This is a genomic window from Amycolatopsis thermalba (genome assembly GCF_023376025.1).
Taxonomy (GTDB): domain Bacteria; phylum Actinomycetota; class Actinomycetes; order Mycobacteriales; family Pseudonocardiaceae; genus Amycolatopsis_E; species Amycolatopsis_E thermalba.
The window spans coordinates 6,715,395-6,736,326 of record NZ_CP091196.1; the positions used below are offsets into that span (position 1 = coordinate 6,715,395).

Annotated in this window: 13 protein-coding genes; 1 reads left to right on the top strand and 12 read right to left on the bottom strand. The window is 72.8% G+C overall.

Features of this window, described 5'->3' with window-relative positions:
• Positions 1 to 20: 20 nt before the first annotated feature.
• The 7 genes from L1857_RS32515 to L1857_RS32545 form a co-directional block, all read right to left on the bottom strand.
• Positions 21 to 1,613 (bottom strand): acyl-CoA carboxylase subunit beta, encoded by a 1,593-nt coding sequence (locus L1857_RS32515; RefSeq protein ID WP_249467218.1) that lies wholly within the window; start codon positions 1,611 to 1,613, stop codon positions 21 to 23.
• On the bottom strand, positions 1,610 to 7,747 hold the full coding sequence (locus L1857_RS32520) for a type I polyketide synthase (protein ID WP_249467220.1): 6,138 nt from the start codon (positions 7,745 to 7,747) through the stop codon (positions 1,610 to 1,612). The genes L1857_RS32515 and L1857_RS32520 overlap by 4 nt, the downstream gene beginning before the upstream one ends.
• Positions 7,744 to 9,417, bottom strand: a complete 1,674-nt coding sequence (locus L1857_RS32525) for a fatty acyl-AMP ligase (RefSeq protein WP_116109479.1) — start codon at positions 9,415 to 9,417, stop codon at positions 7,744 to 7,746. The genes L1857_RS32520 and L1857_RS32525 overlap by 4 nt, the downstream gene beginning before the upstream one ends.
• Positions 9,418 to 9,506: 89 nt before the next feature.
• Positions 9,507 to 10,928: an MFS transporter gene (locus L1857_RS32530; RefSeq protein ID WP_249467223.1), complete on the bottom strand. Its 1,422-nt coding sequence runs from the start codon at positions 10,926 to 10,928 to the stop codon at positions 9,507 to 9,509.
• Between the two features lie 6 nt (positions 10,929 to 10,934).
• Entirely contained in the window at positions 10,935 to 11,867 is a 933-nt protein-coding gene (locus L1857_RS32535; RefSeq protein ID WP_116109477.1) for a R2-like ligand-binding oxidase, read from the bottom strand.
• Complete coding sequence (locus tag L1857_RS32540; protein WP_116109476.1) at positions 11,864 to 13,441, bottom strand: CocE/NonD family hydrolase; 1,578 nt, start codon at positions 13,439 to 13,441, stop codon at positions 11,864 to 11,866. Before L1857_RS32540 ends, L1857_RS32535 begins: the two co-directional genes overlap by 4 nt.
• A 32-nt stretch (positions 13,442 to 13,473) precedes the next feature.
• Positions 13,474 to 15,435, bottom strand: coding sequence for an MMPL family transporter (locus L1857_RS32545; protein WP_249467227.1), 1,962 nt, complete (start codon positions 15,433 to 15,435; stop codon positions 13,474 to 13,476).
• Positions 15,436 to 15,610: 175 nt separating this feature from the next.
• Between L1857_RS32545 and L1857_RS32550 the strand changes: the two genes are divergently transcribed.
• On the top strand, positions 15,611 to 16,801 hold the full coding sequence (locus tag L1857_RS32550) for a PucR-like N-terminal domain-containing protein (RefSeq protein WP_116109474.1): 1,191 nt from the start codon (positions 15,611 to 15,613) through the stop codon (positions 16,799 to 16,801).
• Between the two features lie 6 nt (positions 16,802 to 16,807).
• Here the strand turns inward: L1857_RS32550 and L1857_RS32555 are convergent, their stop codons facing one another.
• The 5 genes from L1857_RS32555 to L1857_RS32575 are packed head-to-tail and all read right to left on the bottom strand — an operon-like array spanning position 16,808 to position 20,928.
• Complete coding sequence (locus L1857_RS32555; RefSeq protein WP_198958175.1) at positions 16,808 to 17,743, bottom strand: class I SAM-dependent methyltransferase; 936 nt, start codon at positions 17,741 to 17,743, stop codon at positions 16,808 to 16,810.
• Positions 17,744 to 17,755: 12 nt separating this feature from the next.
• Positions 17,756 to 18,175, bottom strand: coding sequence for a GlcG/HbpS family heme-binding protein (locus tag L1857_RS32560; protein ID WP_094004652.1), 420 nt, complete (start codon positions 18,173 to 18,175; stop codon positions 17,756 to 17,758).
• Between the two features lie 10 nt (positions 18,176 to 18,185).
• On the bottom strand, positions 18,186 to 18,497 hold the full coding sequence (locus L1857_RS32565) for a glycerol dehydratase reactivase beta/small subunit family protein (RefSeq protein ID WP_116109473.1): 312 nt from the start codon (positions 18,495 to 18,497) through the stop codon (positions 18,186 to 18,188).
• Positions 18,497 to 20,332, bottom strand: coding sequence for a diol dehydratase reactivase subunit alpha (locus tag L1857_RS32570; protein WP_116109472.1), 1,836 nt, complete (start codon positions 20,330 to 20,332; stop codon positions 18,497 to 18,499). Before L1857_RS32570 ends, L1857_RS32565 begins: the two co-directional genes overlap by 1 nt.
• Before the next feature lie 5 nt (positions 20,333 to 20,337).
• Positions 20,338 to 20,928, bottom strand: coding sequence for a propanediol/glycerol family dehydratase medium subunit (locus L1857_RS32575; RefSeq protein ID WP_116109471.1), 591 nt, complete (start codon positions 20,926 to 20,928; stop codon positions 20,338 to 20,340).
• Between the last annotated feature and the right edge of the window lie 4 nt (positions 20,929 to 20,932).

The window sequence follows — 20,932 nt, forward strand, 5'->3', positions numbered from 1 at the left end:
CGGTTCTCCTCGGGTGTTTCTCACAGCGGGATGTTGCCGTGCTTCTTCGCCGGCAGCGTCTGCCGTTTCGTGCGCAGCGTGCGCAACGCGCGCGCCACCTGCAGCCGGGTCTGGGACGGCGGCACGACCATGTCCACGTACCCGCGCTCGGCCGCCAGGTACGGGCTCGCGTGGTGCTTGCGGTACTCCTCGGTCAGCCGCCGCACAGCCACGGCACGCTCCTCAGTGGACAGTCGTGCCAGCTCGTGCCGGTGCAGCACCCCGACCGCGCCCTCGGCGCCCATCACCGCGATCTCCGCGGTCGGCCAGGCGAGGTTGACGTCCGCGCCCAGGTGCTTGGACCCCATCACCGCGTACCCGCCGCCGTAGGCCTTGCGCGTCACCACCGTCACCTTCGGCACGGTCGCCTCGGAGTAGGCGTAGATCAGCTTCGCGCCGCGCCGGATGATGCCCTGCCGCTCCTGCTCGGTCCCGGGCAGGTACCCGGGCACGTCGGCCAGCGTGAGGATCGGGATGCCGAACGCGTCGCAGAACCGCACGAACCGGGCGGCCTTTTCGGACGCGTCGATGTCGATCACCCCGGCCTGCCACAACGGCTGGTTCGCCACGATTCCGACCGAACGCCCCTCGATCCGCCCGAACGCGCAGATCATGTTGGGCGCGAACGCGCCGTGGATTTCGGTGAACTCGCCGTCGTCGACCAGCCGCCGGATCACCTCGGTCATGTCGTAGGCCTGGTTGAGCGAGTCCGGGATCAGCCGGTCCAGCTCGAGATCGGCCGGGGTGATCTCGCGGGACGTCTCGTCCACGTACTCCGGCGGCACGTCCAGGTTGTTGAGCGGCAGGTACCCGAGCAGCGTCTGCACCCAGTCGATCGCGTCGCGCTCGTCGGTCGCCCGGTGGTGCGCGTTGCCGGAGACCTCGCTGTTGACCGTCGCGCCGCCGAGCTGCTGCGCGGTGACGCGCTCACCGGTCACCGCGTGCACGACGTCCGGCCCGGTCACGAACATGTGCGAGGTGTCCTCGACCATGACGGTGAAGTCGGTGATCGCCGGCGAGTACACCGCGCCACCCGCGCACGGGCCCATGATCATCGAGATCTGCGGGATCACCCCGGACGCGTGGGCGTTGCGCCGCCCCAGCTCGGCGTAGTAGGCCAGCGACACCACGCCCTCCTGGATGCGCGCGCCGCCGGAGTCGTTGATGCCGATGACCGGGCAGCCGATCGACATCGCCAGGTCCATCACCTTGAGGACCTTCTCGCCGAACACCTCGCCCATGCTGCCGCCGAACACGCTGAAGTCCTGCGAGAACAGGCAGACCGGGCGTCCGTCCACAGTGGCATGGCCGGTCACCACGCCGTCGCCGTAGGGCCGGTTGCCGTCCATGCCGAACTCGGTGCAGCGATGCCGCGCGAACTGGTCCAGCTCCACGAAGGACCCGTCGTCGACGAGCAGGTCGATGCGCTCGCGGGCGGTCAGCTTGCCCTTGGCGTGCTGCCGGTCGATCGCGCGCTTCTCCGCGATGCGCACGGCTTCGTCCCGGCGGCCGGCCAGATCGGCGATCCGGTAGGCCGTCGTGGGAGCGAACGGGACGTCCACTGCGGTCCTCACTTCCGGGTTGTCCGGTCGCCGAGCGCGGCCGCGAGAACGGACACGTGCGGCGGGTCGATCATCGAGACGTGGTCTCCGGGCACCGGCACGATCTCCAGGGCCGGGCAGAACTCGTCCCAGCCCAGCGACTCGTCCTCCCGCAGGTAACGCGGGTCGAGCGCGGTGGTCAGCGGATGCGGTTCCTGCGCGCGGAACAGCAGCACCGGCCCGTCGTACCGGCCCGGCGAGTACCGTTCGGCCACCCGGGCGTCCACATAGGACGTGTACTGGTGGTGCAGCACGCCCTCCCCCAGCCCGGGCACCTTCTCCGCCAGCTGCCGCATGACCAGTCCGATCTGCTCGGCCTCGCCGAGCCGGGCCAGTTCGTCGCGCGGGATGTCCAGCGCGACGCCGTAGGTCTGCTCGATGTGCGTGGCGAACCGGTCGAACCGGTCCAGCAGCAGGTCCTCGGCGGGCGCCTCGGCCGGCCGCGGGAGGATGGTGTCGATCAGGAACACCAGCTCCACCGGCTTGCCCAGCTGACGCGCGCACTCGTAGGCGAGGCAGCCGCCGAACGACCACCCGCCGAGCCGGTAGGGCCCCTGCGGCTGGATCTCCCGGATCATGTCGAGGTACCGGGCCGCTTTGGCCTCGACGGTGTCCACCTCGTCCAGCCGCTCGAACCCGTAGACCGGGAACTCGCCGGGCAGGTCCCGCACCAGTCGCGTGTAGACACTCGACGGACCGCCCGCGGGGTGGAACAGGAACACCGGCGTCCCGGTGCCCGAACGCAGGCAGCGCACCGGCCCCGACCCCTCGATCCGGTCCCGCAGCAGGTCGGCCATCGCGGCGATCGTCGGCCGGTCGAACAGCTCCGCCGGCAGGTCCGGGAGTTCCGCCGACATCGCCGCCCGCAGCCGCGCCGGATCGCCGGGGAAGTCCTCGTGCACGCCGGAAAACCGGCCGAGCACGTCGTACCAGTGTCGGGCCACCCACCGCTCGGCGGGATCACGCGGCCCGACGACCACTTCAGTGACCGGGGCCGGACCGGCGTCGAACCCGGCCTGCTCCGCGAGGTGCGCCGCCAGTTCGGCGAGGCTCGCGCCACGCAGCAGCATCGGCACCGGCAGCGGGAGGCCGAAGTCGCGCTCGACCGCGCCGCGGGCGCGCATCGCGAGCAGCGAGTCCAGGCCGAGCTGGGTGAGCGGGACGTGCCGGTCGACCTGCTCGGGCGCGAACCCCATCAGCCCGGCGACCAGCGACGTGAGGTGGTCGGCGATGGCCGGGTGCGCGGTCGCCGGTTCCAGCGCGTCCAGGCCGGGCCAGGCCGGGGTCGTCACGCGCCGGGGCACGAGCAGGTCGAAGAACGGCCGGTCGGCCAGGCGCGGGAACAGCTCCAGCACCGCCTCCGCGTCGAGCCGGGCCACGCCGGTCGCCGCGCAGTCGCGGGCCAGCACGGCGTCCAGCGCTTCCAGCGCCTCGGCGGTGCCGAGCGGTTCGAGCACGGGGTTGGTCACACCGACCGCGGCGCCGGCTTCGCCCCACGCGCCCCAGTTGATCGTCGCGGCCGGGAGCCCCTGGGCGCGGCGCCAGGTGACCAGCGCGTCGGCGTAGGCGTTGGCGGTCGCGTACGCGGCCTGGCCGGGTGAGCCGAACAACGCGGCCGCCGACGAGTAGACCAGCCACCAGTCCAGGTCGTGGCCGAGCGTGGCCTCGTGCAGCCGCCAGGCGCCCGTCGCCTTCGGCCGCCACGCCGTCGTCAGCTGCTCGGGCGTTAGCGACACCGCCGCGCCGTCCGCGAGCACGCCCGCCGCGTGCAGGACACCGCGCAGCGGCACGCCTCCGCTGGTCGCGGCCTCGACGAGCCGGTCCGCGACCCCGGGTTCGGCGATGTCCCCTGCCACGACGACCGCGCCGGGGATGTCGGCCTCGCGCGCGGCTCGTCCAGACAGGACGATGCGGGTCGCGCCCCGCTCCGCCAGCCAGCGCGCCGCGACCAAGCCGAGCCCACCCAGCCCACCGGTGATCACATAGGCGCCGTCGCGCACTGCCGGCCGCTCGGCCGCGCCGAGCCGGGGCCGGGTCAGCTCCCGGGTGTGCCGGACGCCGCGGCGCCACGCGATCTCGTCGTCCGGGCCGTCCGCGCGCAGCTCGTCCGGCAGCCGGTCCAGCGACTCCGGGTCGACGTCGACCAGGCTCGCGTGCAGCTCGGGGTGCTCGAACGCGAGCACGCGGACCAGCGCGCGCAGGCACGCCAGGTCCGGACGGCCCGCCTCACCGGGATCGACCGCGGCCGCCGAGCCGGTCACCAGCCACAGCCGCGAGGGCGTCTCGGCGAGCTCGGCGACCACTCGCGTGACCTCGTGCACGAGCGCCGGGCCGTCCGCGTCCCGGGCGAACCACACCACACCGTCCGGGCGGGTCGCCAGCGCCGCACGCAGCGCTTCGCGGTTGCCGGGCGGGACCACGACCACGCGGTCGTCACCGAACCGCAGGCCCGGCTCACCGTGGTGCAGCAGCACCCAGGTGCGGTCCTCCTCGGCCGCGCCGGGCAGGTCGGTCCGCGTCCAGGTGGCCTCGAACAGCTTGCCGGACAACGGCACCGGTAGCGCGGCCCGCCGGAACCGGCGGGCGTGCACGTCGCGGAACTCCACCAGCACCGTGTCGTCGGCGGCGACGAGCTGGACCGTGCCGCGCAGGTCGTCGCCGGACAGCGAGCCGACGACCGCGTCCACCCGCGCGCCCGACCGCGGATCGCCCGCGACCGTGACCGCGCCGATCGACATCGGCAGGAACAACCCGTCCGCCTCGCGCAGCGCCGGACCGGTCGCGGCGGCCAGCGCGTGCAGGCAGGCGTCGGCCAGCGCCGGGTGCAGCACGTGCCCCGCGGGCTTCGGCATTCCGACGGCCGCCGACGCCCGCCCGGCCACCGCGGTGACGTCGCGGAGCAGCCGGAACGCCGGGCCGTAGCTCATACCCATCGCGTCCAGCGCGGCGTAGAGGTCGACCGGCTCGCCGTCGACGGCCCCCAGCGGCTCCAGCGGCACCGCCTCGCCTGCCCGGGCGGTCGCGTGGCACACCCAGCCGCCCGGTTTGGTGTGCACGCTGATCACGCCATCGGTCAGCGAGGTCGTGACCTCCTGCTCCGCGCCCAGCGGCAGGATCTGACGCAGCTCCACGTCGGTGACGCACGGCCCGGCCGCGGCCAGCGCCAGCTCCACGAACCCGGTCGCCGGGAAGATCGGCGTGCCGAACGCCGCGTGGTCGGCGAGCCAGGGGTGCCGGCCGGTGCCGATCTCGCCGCGCCACACGCGCTGGCTGCTGCCCGGCACCTCGGCGTGCGTGCCCAGGAACGGGTGCCCCGCCGTGCGCGCCGGGCGCCGTGCCCAGAACCGCTCGTGCCGCCACACCGTGCCGGGCAGGTCGGCGACCGGTTGTGCCGGCTCGCGAGCCGTCAGCACGGAGGGGTGACCGAGGACGTGCAGGCGGGCCAGGCTGGTCAGGAACGCGATCCGCTCGTCGGTCTTGCGGCTCGCGGTCGGCAACCCGGTCGCCCCGGCCTGCTCGACCGCCGCGAGGGCGACCGGATGCGGCGCGATCTCGACGAACGTGCCGTGCCCGTCCTCGACCGCCGCGGCCAGGGCCTGCGCGAACCGCACCGGCCGGCGCAGGTTCGCCGCCCAGTAGTCCACATCGAACAGTGGCTTGTCCCGGGGGTCGTCCAGGACGCTGGTGTAGCACGGAACCTCCGGGCTGCCCGGATCTACGGTGAGCCCCGCGCGGAACCGGTCGAGGATCGCGTCGACCGCGGGCGAGTGCCCGGCTCCGCTCACCGGCAGCAGCTTCGCGAACCGGCCCTGACCCTCCACATGCGACACCAGTGCGGCGACCGCGTCGGCGTCGCCGGTGACCGTGCACTGCGCCGCCGACGCGTACACCGCGACCTCGACCCCGGGAAATTCCGCGATCTCCGCGGCCGTCGCCTCGACCACCGCCATCGCGCCCGCACCGGCCGCGTCGATCTCGCCGAGCAGCCGGGCCCGGGTCGTCATCACGCGCAGACCGTCGGCGACGTCCAGCGCCCCGGCGACCACGGCGGCGGCCACCTCGCCCATCGACTGCCCGAGCACCGCCGCCGGGGTCACGCCGTGCGCGCGCCACAGCCCGGCGAGAGCGACCTGCATGCCGAACAACGCCAGCTGCGTCGCCGCCAGGTCCGGCGGTTCCCCGGTCAGCATGTCCCGCAGCGAGAGCCCGGCCTCGGCGCGGAACACCGCGTCGAGCCGGTCCACCTCGGCGGCGAACGCGGGCTCGGTGTCCAGCAGCCGCCGCCCCATGCCGGTCCACTGCGAGCCGTAACCGGAGAACACGAACACGGCCCCGTCGAGCCGGCCCTGCCCCGGCTCCACCTCGCGCAGCGCGGCCGCCAGCTCCGCACGCGAAGAGGCCACGACCGCGGCGCGCACCGGCAGGTGGTCGCGGTGGTGGGCCAGCGTCGAGGCCACCGCGCTCAGCGGCACGTCCGACGACTCGACCCAGCGCGCCAGCTCCGCGGCCCGGTCCCGCAGCCCGTCCGCGGACCGATCGGAGACGGCGAAGACGTGCGGGCCGTCGACGTCCGCGAACCTCGGGGTGGCGGGCCATTCCTCCAGCACGACGTGCGCGTTGGTGCCGCCGAACCCGAACGCCGAGACACCCGCCCTGGCCACGCCGGAGTACCGCGGCCACGCCGTTGGCTCCGTGACGACCCGCAGGCCGTCGAAGTCGATGTGCGGGTTCGGCTCCCGGTAGTGCAGGCTCGCCGGCACCCGGCGGCGGGACAACGCGAGCACGGTCTTGATGAAGCCGGTGATGCCGGCCGCGCCCTCCAGGTGACCCAGGTTGCTCTTCACCGAGCCGAGGAGCAGCGGCCGGTCCGCGTTCCGGCCCAGCACGCGCTTGAGCGCCCCGGCTTCGATCGGGTCGCCGAGCAGCGTGCCGGTGCCGTGCGCCTCCACGTAGTCCACCACGGACGGGTCCAGCCCAGCCACCGCGTAGGCGTCGCGCAGCAGTGCGGCCTGCGCCTCGGGGTTGGGCGCGGCGATGCCGTTCGACCGGCCGTCGGAGTTGACCGCGCTGCCGCGGATCACCGCCAGCACCCGGTCGCCGTCACGGCGGGCCGCGCGCAGCGGCTTCAGCACGACGACCCCGCAGCCCTCGCCGCGCGCGATCCCGTCCGCGGCCGCGTCGAACGGCTTGCACCGGCCGTCCGCAGCGAGCACCCCGGCCTCGGCGAAGTTCGCCGTGATCCCCGGCGACAGCAGCAGGTTCACGCCGCCGACCAGCGCGGCGCCGATCTCGCCGCGTTGCAGGCTCTGCACCGCCTGGTGCACGGCGACCAGCGACGACGAGCACGCGGTGTCGATCGTGAGGCTCGGGCCACGCAGGTCGAGCAGGTAGGACAGCCGGTTCGCGGCGATGCTCGCGGCGGCGCCGGTGCCCGACCACGCGTCGATCGCGGACACGTCGGTCATCGTGAGGTAGCCGTACTCGCTCGCCGACAGCCCGACGAACACGCCGGTCCGCGTGCCGCGCAGCGACGACGGCGGGATGCCCGCGTGCTCCAGCGCCTCCCACGCGACTTCGAGCAGCAACCGTTGCTGCGGGTCCATCGCCTCGGCCTCGCGCGGGGTGATGCCGAAGAAGGCGGCGTCGAAGCCCAGCGCGTCGTCGAGGAACCCGCCCCGGCGCGGCAGCGCGGCCAGCTCGGCGGCGGTCGCGAAGGATTCCCAGCGGCCTTCAGGCACCTCGCCGATCGCGTCGTCGCCGGATTCGAGGAATCGCCAGAACTCCTCCGGAGACGAGATGCCGCCCGGCAGGCGGCAACCGAGACCGACGACCGCGATCGGCTCGCCCGGCTCCGGAACCCACCGCGCCATCGACTCGCGTTCCACATCGGACAGTGCCGCGACGAGGTCGTTGATCGTCGGGTGTTCCCAGACCAGGGTCGCGGGCAGCGACCGGCCGAGCAGGCGCCCAAGGTCACCGGTCAACGTCATCGCGTCACGCGAGGACAACCCGGTCTCGTGCAGCGGTTTCGCCGGGTCGGCTTCGGCGGCGGGGATTCCGAGCGTGGTGGCCACCCGGTCCACCAGCCAGGCACGCAGGTCGGTCATGCCAGCCGCCGCGCGTCGAGCGAACCGTCCAGGTACCGCTGCCGGGTCAGGGCCCGGCTGATCTTGCCGCTCGACGTCCTGGGCACCTCGCCGGGTTCGGTGAACACCACCTCACGCAGCCGCAGGCCGTGCACCGCGGACACCTCGGACCGCAGCCACGCCGCCACCTCGTCGAAGTCCGCCTCGGCGTGGCGCGCTCGCTCCAGCACCACCACCGCGACCTCACCGTCCGCCCCGGGCACCGAGAAGGCGGCGGCCGAGTGCGGCCGGACCACCGGATGCGCCTCGACGGTCTGCTCGACGTCCTGCGGGTAGTGGTTGCGGCCGTCGACGATGATCAGGTCCTTCATCCGGCCGGTCAGGAACAGCTCGCCCGCGAAGATCACCCCGAGGTCCCCGGTCGCCAGCCAGTCGCCGGACTCGCCCGGCACCTGACGGCCGAAGGCCGCGTCCGGCCGGTTCCAGTAGCCCTGGCCGATGTTCGGGCCGCTGACCCAGATCTCGCCCACCGTCCCGTCCGGCACCGGAACGCCGCCCGCGTCCACGATCCGGATCCGCTGGCCGACCGGGCGGCCGCAGGACACCAGCGTGGTGGTGGCCCCGCCGGACGCGGGCGTCGCGGTCCCGGCCGCCAGCCGGTCCCGGTCGAACGTGACCTGCCGCGACGGCGACCCGGCGTCGGTCACCGACACCAGCACGGTCGCCTCGGCCAGGCCGTAGGACGCGCGGTGCACCTCGGGCCGCAGCCCGCACTCGGCGAAGGCGTCCTGGAACTTCGCGATCGTGGACGGCAGAACCGGCTCGCTGCCGTTGATCAGCGACACCACCCGGCTCAGCTCCAGGTAGCTCTTGTCCCGTTCGGACACCCGGGACGCGCTGTAGGCGTAGGCGAAGTTCGGTGCGGCGCTGATCGCGCCCGGGCTGGCCGACAGCGCACGCAGCCAGCGTTCCGGCCGCTCCAGGAAGGCCAGCGGATCCATCAGCACCGAGGTCAGGCCGCCGACCACCGGCGCGCCCACGCCGAGGATCAGGCCCATGTCGTGGAACAGCGGCAGCCAGCTCACCGTCGACGTGGTGCCACGCTCGCCGCCGTAGGCCCGCAGCGCCTGCCGCGCGTTGGTCACGACGTTGCGGTGCGTCAGCATCACGCCGGCCGGGCTGCGCGTGGACCCCGAGGTGTACTGCAGGTACGCCAGGTCGTCCGGGTCGGGTTCCGGCCACGCCCGGGTGCCGGGACCAGCCTCGATGGTGTCCACCACGACGATTTCCGGGTCGGTCACCAGGCCCTTCACGTCGTCGCGCTCGTCGTCGGTGGTCAGCACCAACGTGGGCGAGCAGTCGGCGAGCACCGCGGTGAGCCGGTCCCCGTGCCCGGGCAGCGACGGGGCGAACAACGGGACGGCGACCAGGCCGGCCCGGATCGCGCCGAGGAAGGCCACCACGTAGTCGACGGACTGGTTCACCAGGACGGCCGCGCGTTCGCCCGGTTCGGCCAGCCCGCGGGCGTGCTCGGCCACCGCGCTCACGCGGTCGTCGAGTTCGCGCCAGGTCAGCGAGATCGCGTGCCCGTCGGCGCTGGTGCGGTAGTCCAGGAACGTCACGGCGATCTCGTCACCCTGCACGCGGGACCAGTGTCCGAGCATGGTGGCGAACGAAGAATTCTCTGTCATCGAGTCCCTCGGGGAAATCCGTGCCCGAAAAATCCGTGCGGTGGAGGTTATTTTCGGGCTGAATGGGGTGTCAATCGGTGGTGACCGGCTTACTCACCGCGGGACGAGGATCCGGCGGACTCCGTTGTCACGGCGGGAAGAACTTTCCGCGCCGGGGCGCGGAACACCCACAAGGCGAGCACCGCGCCGGCGATTTCCAGGGCGGCCGCGACGACGAGCCCGGCCGTGTAACCAGTGGCGAGCGCGGGCCCGCCCAGCGCGCCTTCGCCGAGACGGGCGGCACGCACGGCGGTCAGCACCGCGCCGATCAACGCGACTCCCATCGCGCTGGACAGCTCCCGGGACGCGGTCAGCAGCCCCGAGGCCGTGCCCGCGTGCCGTTCTTCGATGATTTCCAGGGAATACGAGGTCAACGGTGTGGTCAGCGCCGAGCCCGCACCGATCAGGAGCAGACCGGGAATCCGCGGTGGCACCTCGGGGACGTGGTTGATCGCGGCCACCGCGAGCAGTCCCAGCGCCACCACCAGCAGCCCGGCGCAGACGGTCCGATGTGGACCGATCCGGGCCGTGATCGACGGCACGGCCGGGGTCACCGCCATGATGGCGACCGCGACCAGCACCAGCGGCAGCCCCGCCCCCACCGGGCTCAGGCCCAGCGAGTCCTGGTGCAGCAACGGCGTGAAGAAGAAGATCCCGGACACCCCGAGTCCCCACAGCAGTTGCACGGCCAGCGCACCGGTGAACACCCGCTCCCGCACCAGATCGCGCGGCACGAGCGGCTCCCGCGCGCGGCGTTCCCGGACGGCGAACCACGCGATCAGGGCCAGCCCGCCGAGCAGCGGCGCCGCCTCGGACAGCCGGGCGTCGTCGCCGAGGCCGACGAGCGCGGACGCGACCAGCACGAGCCCGGCCGTCACCAGCACCATCGCCGCGAGCGCCGGGCGCTTCGCGTCGCGCACCCGGCCGGTGCCCGCGGTCGCAGGCAGCAGCACGAGCATGACCAGCACGAACGGCAGGTTGCTGAAGAAGATCCAGCTCCAGCCCAGGTACTCGGACAGCAGCCCGCCCAGCGTCGGGCCGAGCGCCAGCGCCACCGCCAGGCACGCCGTCCACAGGGTCGCGCCGATGGCCCGCTGCCTGCTGTCCAGGTTGGTGCGCAGCAGGCTGAGCAGGGCGGGCACCAGGAACGCGGCGGCCAGGCCCTGCACCACGCGCGCGGCGATCAGCAGCGCACCGGTGGTCGCGAACCCGCCGGCGACCGCACCCAGCCCGAACGCGACGAGCCCGCCGCCCAGCGTCCCCCGCTGCCCCCACCGGTCCACCAGCGTCCCGGCGACCAGGAGCAGGCCGGCGAACGGGAGCATGTACCCGATGCTGACCCACTGGAGCGTCGCGAGGTCCAGCGAGAGGTCGTGCCCGATCGAGGGCACCCCGGCGGCGACGATCGTGTTGTCCAGGGTCGTCACGAACGCGCCGAGCGCGACGACCAGCAGCGTGCGGCCCGGGTTCACGGCCGCTCACCGCGCCGCGTCTTCGTCGTGGAAATCCTCTTCCAGCTGTTCCGGGCTGTAGTCGAGGTCGATCTGGTGCACCGGCATGCCGCGCGCGGCCTCGATCGCCTTGAGGCGGCGCATCGCGTGGTCGGCGGCGTACTCCATCACCCCGTCCAGCCGCAGGTCGAACGGGTCGCCGTCGAGCTTCTTCGTGGTCCACTCGATCTGCGCGATGGCGTGCGGCAGCAGCGCCTGCATCTCGTCCTGCACGACCTGCCAGTTCGCGTCGTCGGCGGCGACGTGGCGGCGGCAGGTGAAGGTGCCCCACGCCATGTGGCGCCGTTCGTCGTCGCCGATGCGGCGGATCAGCTCCTGCATCCCGGGCAGGATCCCGTGCGCCCGGCAGGCCCGGTTCCACACGAAATAGCCGGTCAGCGCGAGCACGCCCTCGACGACGTGGTTGTAGACCACCGAGGCACGGACCTGGTTGGCCGGGCTGGGGTCGTGGCGCAGCCGCTCCAGGGCGGCGGGCAACGCGTCGTAGAAGATGGCCCGGTAGCCGGGGTTGTCCTCGACGTGCTCGTGCAGGTTGCCGGTGACGCCGACGGCGTCCAGCCACAGCCGGAAGACCTGCGTGTGCTTGGCCTCCTCGAAGCAGAACTGGGTCAGGTACATCTCGTCGGCGAACCGGCCCTCGGCGGCCATCGCGGACAGGAACGGCTGGATGTCGTGCGTGACGGCCTCCTCGCCACCGGCGAACTGCGCGCACAGCATGGTCGCGGCGAACCGCTGCGCGTCCGACAGCGCCGCCCAGTCCCGCGCGTCCTGGCCGAAGTCGATGTCGGCGGGGTTCCAGAACTTCGCGTTGCCCTTGGCGAACAGGCGCAGCGGCAGGACGTCCCAGTTGAGGCCGCCCGCGCGCAACGCGGTGAACTCCTCGCGGATGGTGGTGGTCACAGCGTCCTCCCGGGGTGCACGGGTACGTCGAGCCAGGCCGGGTCGGCGGCGGTGGAGGCGAATCCGAGCCGTCCGCCGCCGGAGTTCCAGTCCAGGAACAACGGGTCCGTGGAGTCGATGACGAGCGCGAGGTGGTGTCCCGCGGCGACGGTGTAGGCGGTGGGGGTGAACACGAAGTCGACCGGCAGCGGCTGCCCCGGCGTCGCGGTTTTCCAGCTGTAGGGCAGGTAGCTGATCAGGCTGCCCAGGCCGAGCCGGTCGACGTCGTAGACGTAGGCGACCGCGGTGCCGGTCGCCGCGGGCGGGACCACCGTGAGGTGCGCGTGCATCGAGCCGCGGATTTCCACCGGCCGACCGGTGGGCGCCTGGCTCCACACCGCGCCGCTGTCCGGATCGACCTGGGGCAGGAAGATGTTCGGCGGGTTGCCGGTCAGCGCCTCCAGGCTGTAGGCCGCCAGCGGCAGCCCGCCGTCGGCGACCGTGTCCCGGTTGGCCGCGACGCCGTGGGTCCACGCGGCCGGCTGGTCCTGCAGGGTGTCCGCGCCCAGATACGTCCGGTGCGGCTCGCCGAGCACCTCGTCCCAAGTGGACCGGTACACCGGTGGCTGCATGCCGGGCCGGGCGCGGGTGACGACCGGTGGTTCGGTGGTGATCGAGGTGTCCGTGCCGGCCACGTGGGCGTCGAACCAGCGGTAGACCGAGGTCCAGGTGTCGCTGGGCAGGCCGAGCAGTCCGCCGGATTCGGTGGCGGCGTGGTCGCCGGGCAGGAACTCGGCGCGCTTCGGCCCGGTCAGGCGCTGGTAGAAGGCGGCCATCTGGCCCGGCGGGAACACGGTCTCGCTCCAGGTCTGGATGGCCAGCACCGCAGGGCGGTTCGCGTTGATCCGGTCCAGGTACGTCGCGGGCGAGCGGGGCCGGGCCCACTCGATCACCGCGGCGGAGTCGGCGTCGGAGATCCGCGGTTGCAGGTAGGTCCGCAGCATGACGTCGGTTTCCGCGCTGAGCGTGCCGTTGGCCTTGCCGGACAGGTAGAGCACCAGTCCGGCGAGCCCGTGCCGGGTGTCGTTCGTGCTCAGCGACGCGACCAGGTCCGCCCATCCGCTCAGCGAGGCCACCGCGCGGATCCGGGGGTCGAAGCCGGAGGCGATCAACGCGATCCCGGCGCCGTAGGACACCCCGCCCACACCGATGCGCGAGGGATCGGCGCCGGTGTTGCGCAGCGCCCAGTCGATGACGGTCGTGACGTCGCTGATGTCGTCCCGACCGGCCACCTCGACCTCACCGGTGGATTCGCCGAAACCCCTGGCGCCGTACGAAACCACCACGTAACCGCGGTTCGCGAGGTCGCGTGCCGGGATGATGTTCTGCGTCCGGCCACCACCCCACGCTCCGATGAGGACGGCCAGCGGGTGCGGTCCCGGTGACGACGGCTCCATCACCATCGCACCGAGCGCGACCCCGTCGGCCGCGTGGATGTCGAGGAACTCGGTGTCGAACCCCTCGGCCGCGGCGGGCACTCCGGGGAGCACGGCCCCCAGCAACGCGAGAACGACGGCGGTCACGCGGTGTTTCATGCGGCCGACGCTAACGATCAAAGCCTTGCCGCTCAACGGATCCGCCCGGCTTTGTCACGTGCGGCAGGAATCGGCGCGGCGGGATGCTCACACCGGCGCGAGGGCCACCAGTTCGCCGCGCCCAGCTTGACCATGACGGCGGGCACGAGCAGGCAGCGGATCACGATCGCGTCCAGCAGCACCGCGACGGTGAGCCCGACGCCGGCCTCACGCACCACCCGGCTGTCCACGAACGCGAACGCCGCGAACACCAGCGCCATGATCAGCGCGGCCGCGGTGATCGTCCGTCCGGTCGAGACGAGTCCCTCGACGATCGCGGCCCGCGTGTGCCCGGTGCGGCGCCACTCCTCCTGGATGCGGGAGATCAGGAAGACCTCGTAGTCCATCGACAGTCCGAACAGGCCGGCGAACAGGAACACCGGCAGGTACGGCTCGATCGGACCGCCGAACATCGCGACCACCACCCCGATCGTCGCGCCCGCGGTGAGCAGGTTCATCACCGCCGCCGTCAGCGGGATCAGCACGCTGCGGAACACCAGAGCCAGTACCAGCACCGAAATCGCCACGACGGCGGCCAGGAAGAGCGGCAACCGGCTGGTCACGGCGGCCGAGAAGTCGGCCTGCACGGCGACCGCGCCGCCGACGTGCCAGCCCGGGCCGGCGACCTCGCGCAGCCACCCCACCAGCTCGGCCGTCGCCGGATCGTCCGGTCCGGTGCGGGGTGTGACGGTGAGGACGGGTCCCGGCGCGACGCCCGCCCTGGTGGCGACGATCTCGCGGAGTGCTTCGGCGGCCGCCGGATCGGGCCGCTCGGGGACGAGGACGAGCTGGCCGTTCGCGCCCGGGCCGAACGCCTCGGTGAGCAGCGTGTCGGCGATCTTCGTCGGGCTGCCTGGTGGATCGTGCGCGGCGCCGGGCATGCCCAGCCGCAGCCCCAGCGCGGGCGCCGCCAGCACCGCGATGACCAGCACCGCGGCGACGGCGTACGGCGCGGGCCGCCGCGTGACCGAGCGGGCCAGCCCGGCCCAGCCGCGGCCCGGCGCGGAATGCCTGGGCAGCGTGCGCATGCCGGTGAGCCGCAGCAGTGCCGGGAGCAGCGTGAGCGCCGCCAGCATCGTGAGGGCGACCGAGACGGCCGAAGTGATCGCGATACCGTCGAGGAACGCCATGCCGACGGTGAACATGCCGGCCAGCGAGACGCAGACCGTGACCCCGGCGAAGACCACGCTGCGACCCGAGGTGGCCGCGGCGCGTTCCAGCGCTTCCGCCGGTGGCAGTCCTTCACGCAGGCCCTGCCGGTAGCGGGTGAGCACGAACAGCGCGTAGTCGACGCCCACGCCGAGCCCGAGCAGCGCGGCGATCTCCGTGCTGATCTTCGGCACGGTCAGCACGTGCGACAGCAACACGACCACGGCCAGCGCGGAGCCGACCGACACCGCGGCGGTCACCACCGGCAGCACCACGCACGTGAGCGAACCGAACGTGATCAGCAGGACAACCGCCGCCGCGAGCAGGCCGATACCGGCGTTGCCGAGGTTGGGTGCGCCGACGGTCATCGCGGCGAGCTGGCCCGAGACGCCGACGGTGAGGTTGTCCGTTTGTGCGGTTTCGACGAGTTGGCGGGCCAGCTCGGGCCCGAGTTGTTCGGCGGGCGCGTCGAAGGTGACGGTGATGACCGCGGTCCGCCGGTCGCCCGACACGAGTGGCGGCGCGACCTGGACGACGTGGTCCACAGTGGACAGCCGGCGGATCAGCGTGTCCACCTGGTCCCTGGCCGCGTCGATCGTGCCGGGCGTGGTGACGACGACGCGTTCGGTGTCACCCGTGGGCAGCAGCTCCGCGGCTCTGGTGCTGTCCGCGGCGGGCAGCGCGACCGTGTCCCGGTACGCGGCGCCGGTGTGCTGCGCGGCGAGCACAAGACCGGCGAGGGCGAGCAGCCACAGGACGATCACCCAGGGCGCGTGCCGGAAGCACCGCGAAGCGAGTCCTGCCATCCACCTCCTCCCAACCTGGCCGGAGCGCCAACCTAACCGCGGGGTCCGCCCGGGAACAGGGGTGACGAGGTTTTTCGCTTGCCGGTGACACATTTTCCGCGGCGGGTGCGTCCAGCCGTGACAGTCTCGGCGGCGAGCGTTGCGCGGCCTGGGCGGATGTGCGTTGATTCCGGGCATGGCGACGACGGCCGGAAACAGTCAGGCAAGCCGACTGTGGTTCTCGCTGCCCGCCGAGCTGGCCCGGCGGTTCCGTCCGCACGCGGACCGGCTGGCGACGAAGATCCTCGACGAGATCCAGCACGCGGTGCCCGAGTACGCCAAGCCGCTGGAGGGGCAGTTCGGCGAGGTGATCGTGCGCGCGATCGAGCAGGCCGTGCTGAGCTGCCTGGACAGCATCGAGGACACGCGGTCCACACCGGACCGCTGGGGCAAGCTGTTCCACGAGGTCGGCAGGCGCGTCTACCACGACGGTGGGAGCCTGAACTCGTTGCAGGCGGCCTACCGCGCCGGTGGTCAGGCGGCGTGGCGGTACGTGTCGAGCTTCGGCCAGTCGATGCGGCTGCCGGTGCCGATGCTGTGCGTGAGCGCGGAGGCGATCTTCGCCTACGTGGACGAGATTTCGTCGTACTCCGTGGAGGGGTACACGCTGGCCCAGGCGCGCGCGACGGGCACGCTGGAACGGCGGCGGCGACGGCTGCTGGAGCTGATCCTCGCCACGCCGCCGTCGTCCCCCGCGGCGGTGGCGTCGATGGCGAAGGCCGCGCAGTGGGAGGTGCCCGAGTGGGTCACGGTGGTGGCGCTGGAACCGTTGGCGGAGGAGCAGTTCGCGCCCGCTGTCGGCGAGGACGTGTTGCTGGACCTGGAAGGCGCTTCGCCGTGCCTGCTCACGCCCGACCCGGCGCGTGACCTGGCGGAGATGCCCCACTGGCGGGCGGCGGTGGGCCCGCGGGTGCGGGTTTCGGACGCCGCGACGTCGCTGCACTGGGCGCGGCGGACGCTGGAACTGGTGCGGGCGGGGGTCATCCCGGCCGCGCCGGTGGTGCACAGCGCGGACCACCTGACGACGTTGTGGCTGCTGCAGGACCGGTTCCTGGTGGATGAGCTGTCAGCCCGGGTGCTGGCCCCGTTCGGCTCGCTGACGCCGAAGCAGCGACTGCGGCTGGCCGAGACGCTGCTGGCGTGGCTCAAGTGCAACGGAAGCACACTGGAAATCGCGCGGCTGCTGGACATCCACCCGCAGACGGTGCGGTACCGGGTGGCGCAGCTGACGGAGCTGTTCGGCGACCGGCTGGGCGACCCGGAGGAGCGGCTGAAGATGCAGATCGCGTTGGAGGCGCACCACCTGCTGGGCACGCGGCCGGAGTAGGTGGCCCTATCCGTCCAGCTGATCCAGCTCCTCACGGAGCAGCTCCCGCTGCCACGGCGTCAGTCGGCGCAACTGCAGGTCCAGCACTGCGCGTGCCTGCGGTTCGCTGACGTCGAGCACCCGTTCCACCGCCGCCTGCGCCGACTCCAGGTCCGCGGACGCCCAGAGCGCGTCCAGCAGCTCGCGGCGGTGGTCGTACGCCCTCAGCAGCCCGCGCAGCACCGTGGCGCGGGCATCCCGCGCTCGGCTCGCCCGCGCGCGAAACAGCGCGGTGCGCAGGAAGGACTTCCCGAACAGCGCCGAGTCCTCCGGCTGCTCCGCCATGACCCGCTGCTCCACCACGTCGAACTCCGCGAAGATGTCACGCAGCTCCACCGCCGAGTAGGCCAGACCGCCGCCGAGGCTGCCCTGCGCGTACACCTCGGAATCGGACATCGCGGACCCGCCGTCACCGAAGGCGACCAAGCCGAAGTGGCCTCCCGGCACCAGCGCGCGCCGCAGCAGCGCGACATAGCTCAGCCGCCGGTGCGGCGCCAGGTGGTGGAAGCACCCGGAGTCGTAGACCAGGTCGTAGCCACCCCGCAACGGCGTCTCGAACACGTTCCCGCAGTGGAACGTCACCGACGCGCCGGCCGGCGTGCGCTCGCGTGCCCACGCGATCGCTGTGGACGACATGTCGACCGCGTCCACCTCGAAGCCCTGCTCAGCCAGCCACCGCGCGTTCCGCCCCGGCCCGCAGCCGACGTCCAGCGCTCGCCCCGGCGAAATCAGCCCCTGCGAGACCCACGAGACCAGGTTCTCGTCCGGTTTGTCCACCGAGAACGGCACGTCCCGGTCCGCATAGAACCCGTCCCACCCGCCGGTGGAAATCCCCGGTGCCACCATCCCGTCCAGCAGGCGCAGCACGTCCTCGACCGAGCGGATCTCCCGGGCCACCGTCATGGCCCGACTCTGTCAGCGGCGCCCCCGCTTCGGCAAGGCCGCCACGCCCGCCTCCGCCACCTCGGTGTCCTGCTCGACCGAGCCCGCGCTGACCCCGATGGCCCCGACCACCTCCCGGCCCCGCACCAGCGGAATCCCACCACCGAAGATCACCAACCCGCCGTTGGTCACCTCGATCCCGGACAGCGGCGCGCCCGGCGCGGCGGCCTCCCCCAGCTGGGCCGTCGTCATCTTCAGCAGCGCCGCCGTCCGCGCCTTGCGGATCGCGATGTCGATGCTGCCCAGGATCGCGCCGTCCTGCCGGGCGAACGCGATCAGGTGCCCGCCGTCGTCGACGACGGCCACGTTCATCGGCTGCCCGATCTCCTCGGCCTTCGCCAGCGCGGCCTCGAGAACCGGCTGGGCATCGGCCAGTGCGAGACGTGGTGCCACGTTTCCTCCTTCACTTGAGCGGAATTCCGACGACCATGCGGGCCGCGTTGTGCCCGAGCACCCGCGCGCGCGACAGCGGCCCGGTCAGCGCGGGCGAACCGGCCGGGCGCTTGGCGTGGTGGACGCACACCTCGTCCGCCACCCCGATCCCCACATCCAAAGTGGACTGGCAAGCAGCCGCGTACGCCAGGACGAGCGCGTCCCCCGCGGACACTTCCTCCACCACCAGCGGCACCCCCTCCTCCTCCATCCCGGCGCGGATCTCCCGCAACCAGGGCGACGAAGCGTCCCGGCACCGCACCACCACCGCAGGACCGCGCATCAGCCCGCCGTCTCCAGCGACACGGCCAGCGCGTGGCTCGCGACCAGCCCGGTGGCCACCGCGTTGCGCGGCCCCTCGCTGCCGCGCACATTGCCCGTCCCGCACACGATTCCCATCCCCGCCACCGCTTCGGCGATCATGTCCGGAATCTCGAAGTCCAGCGCGGACCCGCCGAGCACCACGACGAACCCGATCTGCCGCAGGTTCCCGCCCGGCGCCACCTGCTCCAGCGCGCGCACCGCGTTCACCACGAACACCTTGTGCTTCGCCGCGCGCCGCACCTGCCGGATCTTCTCCAGGTTGTGCCGCGTCGGCACCGGCCGCATCCCGGACTCGGACAGCACGACCACCCGCGCGAACGCCTCCGCGGGCAACGGCTCGTCGAAGAACCGCGCGGTGCCGTCCTCCATCCGCACGTGGAAGAAGCTCTCGGCCTTGGCCAGCGGGTACTTCTTGATGTCCTCGGCCAGCTCGCGGTTGTCCAGGCCCAGCTCGGAGTCGATCAGCTTCGTCACCAGGTCCCCGGCCCCGGCCAGGTGCACCGACCGCACCACGCCGTCCCCGGCCACGGCCGCGTCGGTGGACCCGCCGCCGAGGTCGAGGATCGCGACCGGCCGCCCGGTGCCCGGTGTGGTCAGCGCGCCCAGCACCGCCATGTCGGCCTCGACGCCGCCGATCAGCACCTCTACCCCCAGCGCCTCCCGCAGCTTCTCGGCCAGCAACCGCATCGGTCCCCGGCTGGTGCGCACCATCGCGGCGAGCGCGACGGCGTTCTCCAGCGCGAACTCGCCGGCCAGCGCGCCGGTGACCTCCTGCGGCACGAACGTGTCCACGGCCAGGACGTCCTGGATCCGCACCGCCCCCACCGCGGTGCCGGTCAGCTCGGACATCGTGTCGCGGACGCGCGCGAGCATCCCGCCGACGTGGGTGCCGGGCTCGCCCGTCGCGTCGGTGAGCGGCCGGACCCGGCGCAGGGTCGCCATGATCTCGGCGGCCCCGGCGTCGATCGCCACGGACCGGTTGACCTGCTCACCGATCAGCGTCAGGCTGCCGGCCGGGATGCGGCGGCCCGTCACGTCCCCGCTGGGCGTCCGCACCACGACCGCCGACCGGTTGCCGACCAGCGCCCGCGCGACCGGCGCGATCATCCGCGTCTGCTCGGCGTCCAGGTCGAAGACGGTCGCGATCCCGTACGAATTGGACAGGGTCCGGATGGTCCGACCCGGCTCGGCGACCTCGACCGCGGCCGGCATCCCGAGCGGCACCTTCTCCACCAGCGTGACCTCGTCGACCACCGGGATCGGCCGCGACAACCGGTTCGCGATCAGCGTCGCGTCGTCAGCGTGCACGATCGCGCCGGTGACCTCGACCCCACGCGCGACGGCCGCGTCGATGCCCGCGGCCGCGTCCTCGAAGTCCACTCCGGACCCGACCACGCAGATCACCTTCGAGCCCGGCACGCACCCGTCGAGCGATCCGAACGCGACGGTCTCACCGACACCCAGGCCCACCCCGCCGGGAGTGTCCGGGTTGTGCCCGATCATCGTCGACTCGGTCACGATCGTCTCGGTGATCGTCTCCATCGCCAGGCCGCTGATCACCGGCGTGGCCTCGTTGACCAGCACCGCGCTCAGCTCACGCACCCCACGCCCGGCGGAGGACAACGCCCGCCGCACGACCTCGACCACTCCGGGCACGTTGTCGGTCGTGCCCTTCACCCCGGACGTCGGCGTCAGCGCGCCGGACAGGTAGGTCACGTGCCCGCCCGGCGCGATCTCCGCGACGCAGGCCTCCGTGGTCGAGTTCCCGATGTCGACGCCAACCACGAGCGTCATCGCGATCAGCCCGCGTCGGCCAGCTGGATCCGCACGTCCAGCTCGACGGGTCCGGCGCCGGGCACCACGAACTCGGTCTCCTTGATGTGCAACAGCGCGGCCTTGGCCTGCCAGCGCGGGCGGGCCATGAAGTCGTTGCGCGAGGGCACCGGTTCCGGCGACTCGCCCTTGGCGTAGCGGGCGGCGTTGCGGCCGACCTTGCGGAAGGTTTCCAGGTCCATCAGCGGCGCCTGCGGGAACAGCTCCAGATTGGACAGCCGCACCAGGTCCTTCTGGTGGATCATCGTGGTGCCGCGGGACAGCAGGCCGATCGCGATGCCCGATCCGGACAGCTTCGCCGCCGCGTGCGCGATCACCGCGAGGTCCGAGCCGCCGCGGAACCGGATCACCCGCGCGTGCACGCTCTGCTCCTCGATGCCGGCGAGCAGCTCGCGCAGCACCTCGGCGTGCGGGATGTCCACGATGGTCTTGGTGAAGAAGTCCCCGAAGGCGGGCGACAACCCGATGACCACCTCGTCACTGCGCGTGCCCGGCCCGGCCGGCCCGCGCTCGTCGAGGGTGAGCGTGCGCCGGCTGCCCACACTGGTGTCCGTCATGGCA

What these genes read in the sequence shown, in the direction of transcription:
- L1857_RS32550 (WP_116109474.1), top strand. Translation starts at nt 15,611, where the DNA reads ATGGCGACGACGGCCGGAAACAGTCAGGCAAGCCGACTGTGGTTCTCG.
- L1857_RS32525 (WP_116109479.1), bottom strand. Translation starts at nt 9,417, where the DNA reads ATGACAGAGAATTCTTCGTTCGCCACCATGCTCGGACACTGGTCCCGC.
- L1857_RS32520 (WP_249467220.1), bottom strand. Translation starts at nt 7,747, where the DNA reads ATGACCGACCTGCGTGCCTGGCTGGTGGACCGGGTGGCCACCACGCTC.
- L1857_RS32565 (WP_116109473.1), bottom strand. Translation starts at nt 18,497, where the DNA reads ATGCGCGGTCCTGCGGTGGTGGTGCGGTGCCGGGACGCTTCGTCGCCC.
- L1857_RS32570 (WP_116109472.1), bottom strand. Translation starts at nt 20,332, where the DNA reads ATGACGCTCGTGGTTGGCGTCGACATCGGGAACTCGACCACGGAGGCC.
- L1857_RS32540 (WP_116109476.1), bottom strand. Translation starts at nt 13,441, where the DNA reads ATGAAACACCGCGTGACCGCCGTCGTTCTCGCGTTGCTGGGGGCCGTG.
- L1857_RS32575 (WP_116109471.1), bottom strand. Translation starts at nt 20,928, where the DNA reads ATGACGGACACCAGTGTGGGCAGCCGGCGCACGCTCACCCTCGACGAG.
- L1857_RS32545 (WP_249467227.1), bottom strand. Translation starts at nt 15,435, where the DNA reads ATGGCAGGACTCGCTTCGCGGTGCTTCCGGCACGCGCCCTGGGTGATC.
- L1857_RS32555 (WP_198958175.1), bottom strand. Translation starts at nt 17,743, where the DNA reads ATGACGGTGGCCCGGGAGATCCGCTCGGTCGAGGACGTGCTGCGCCTG.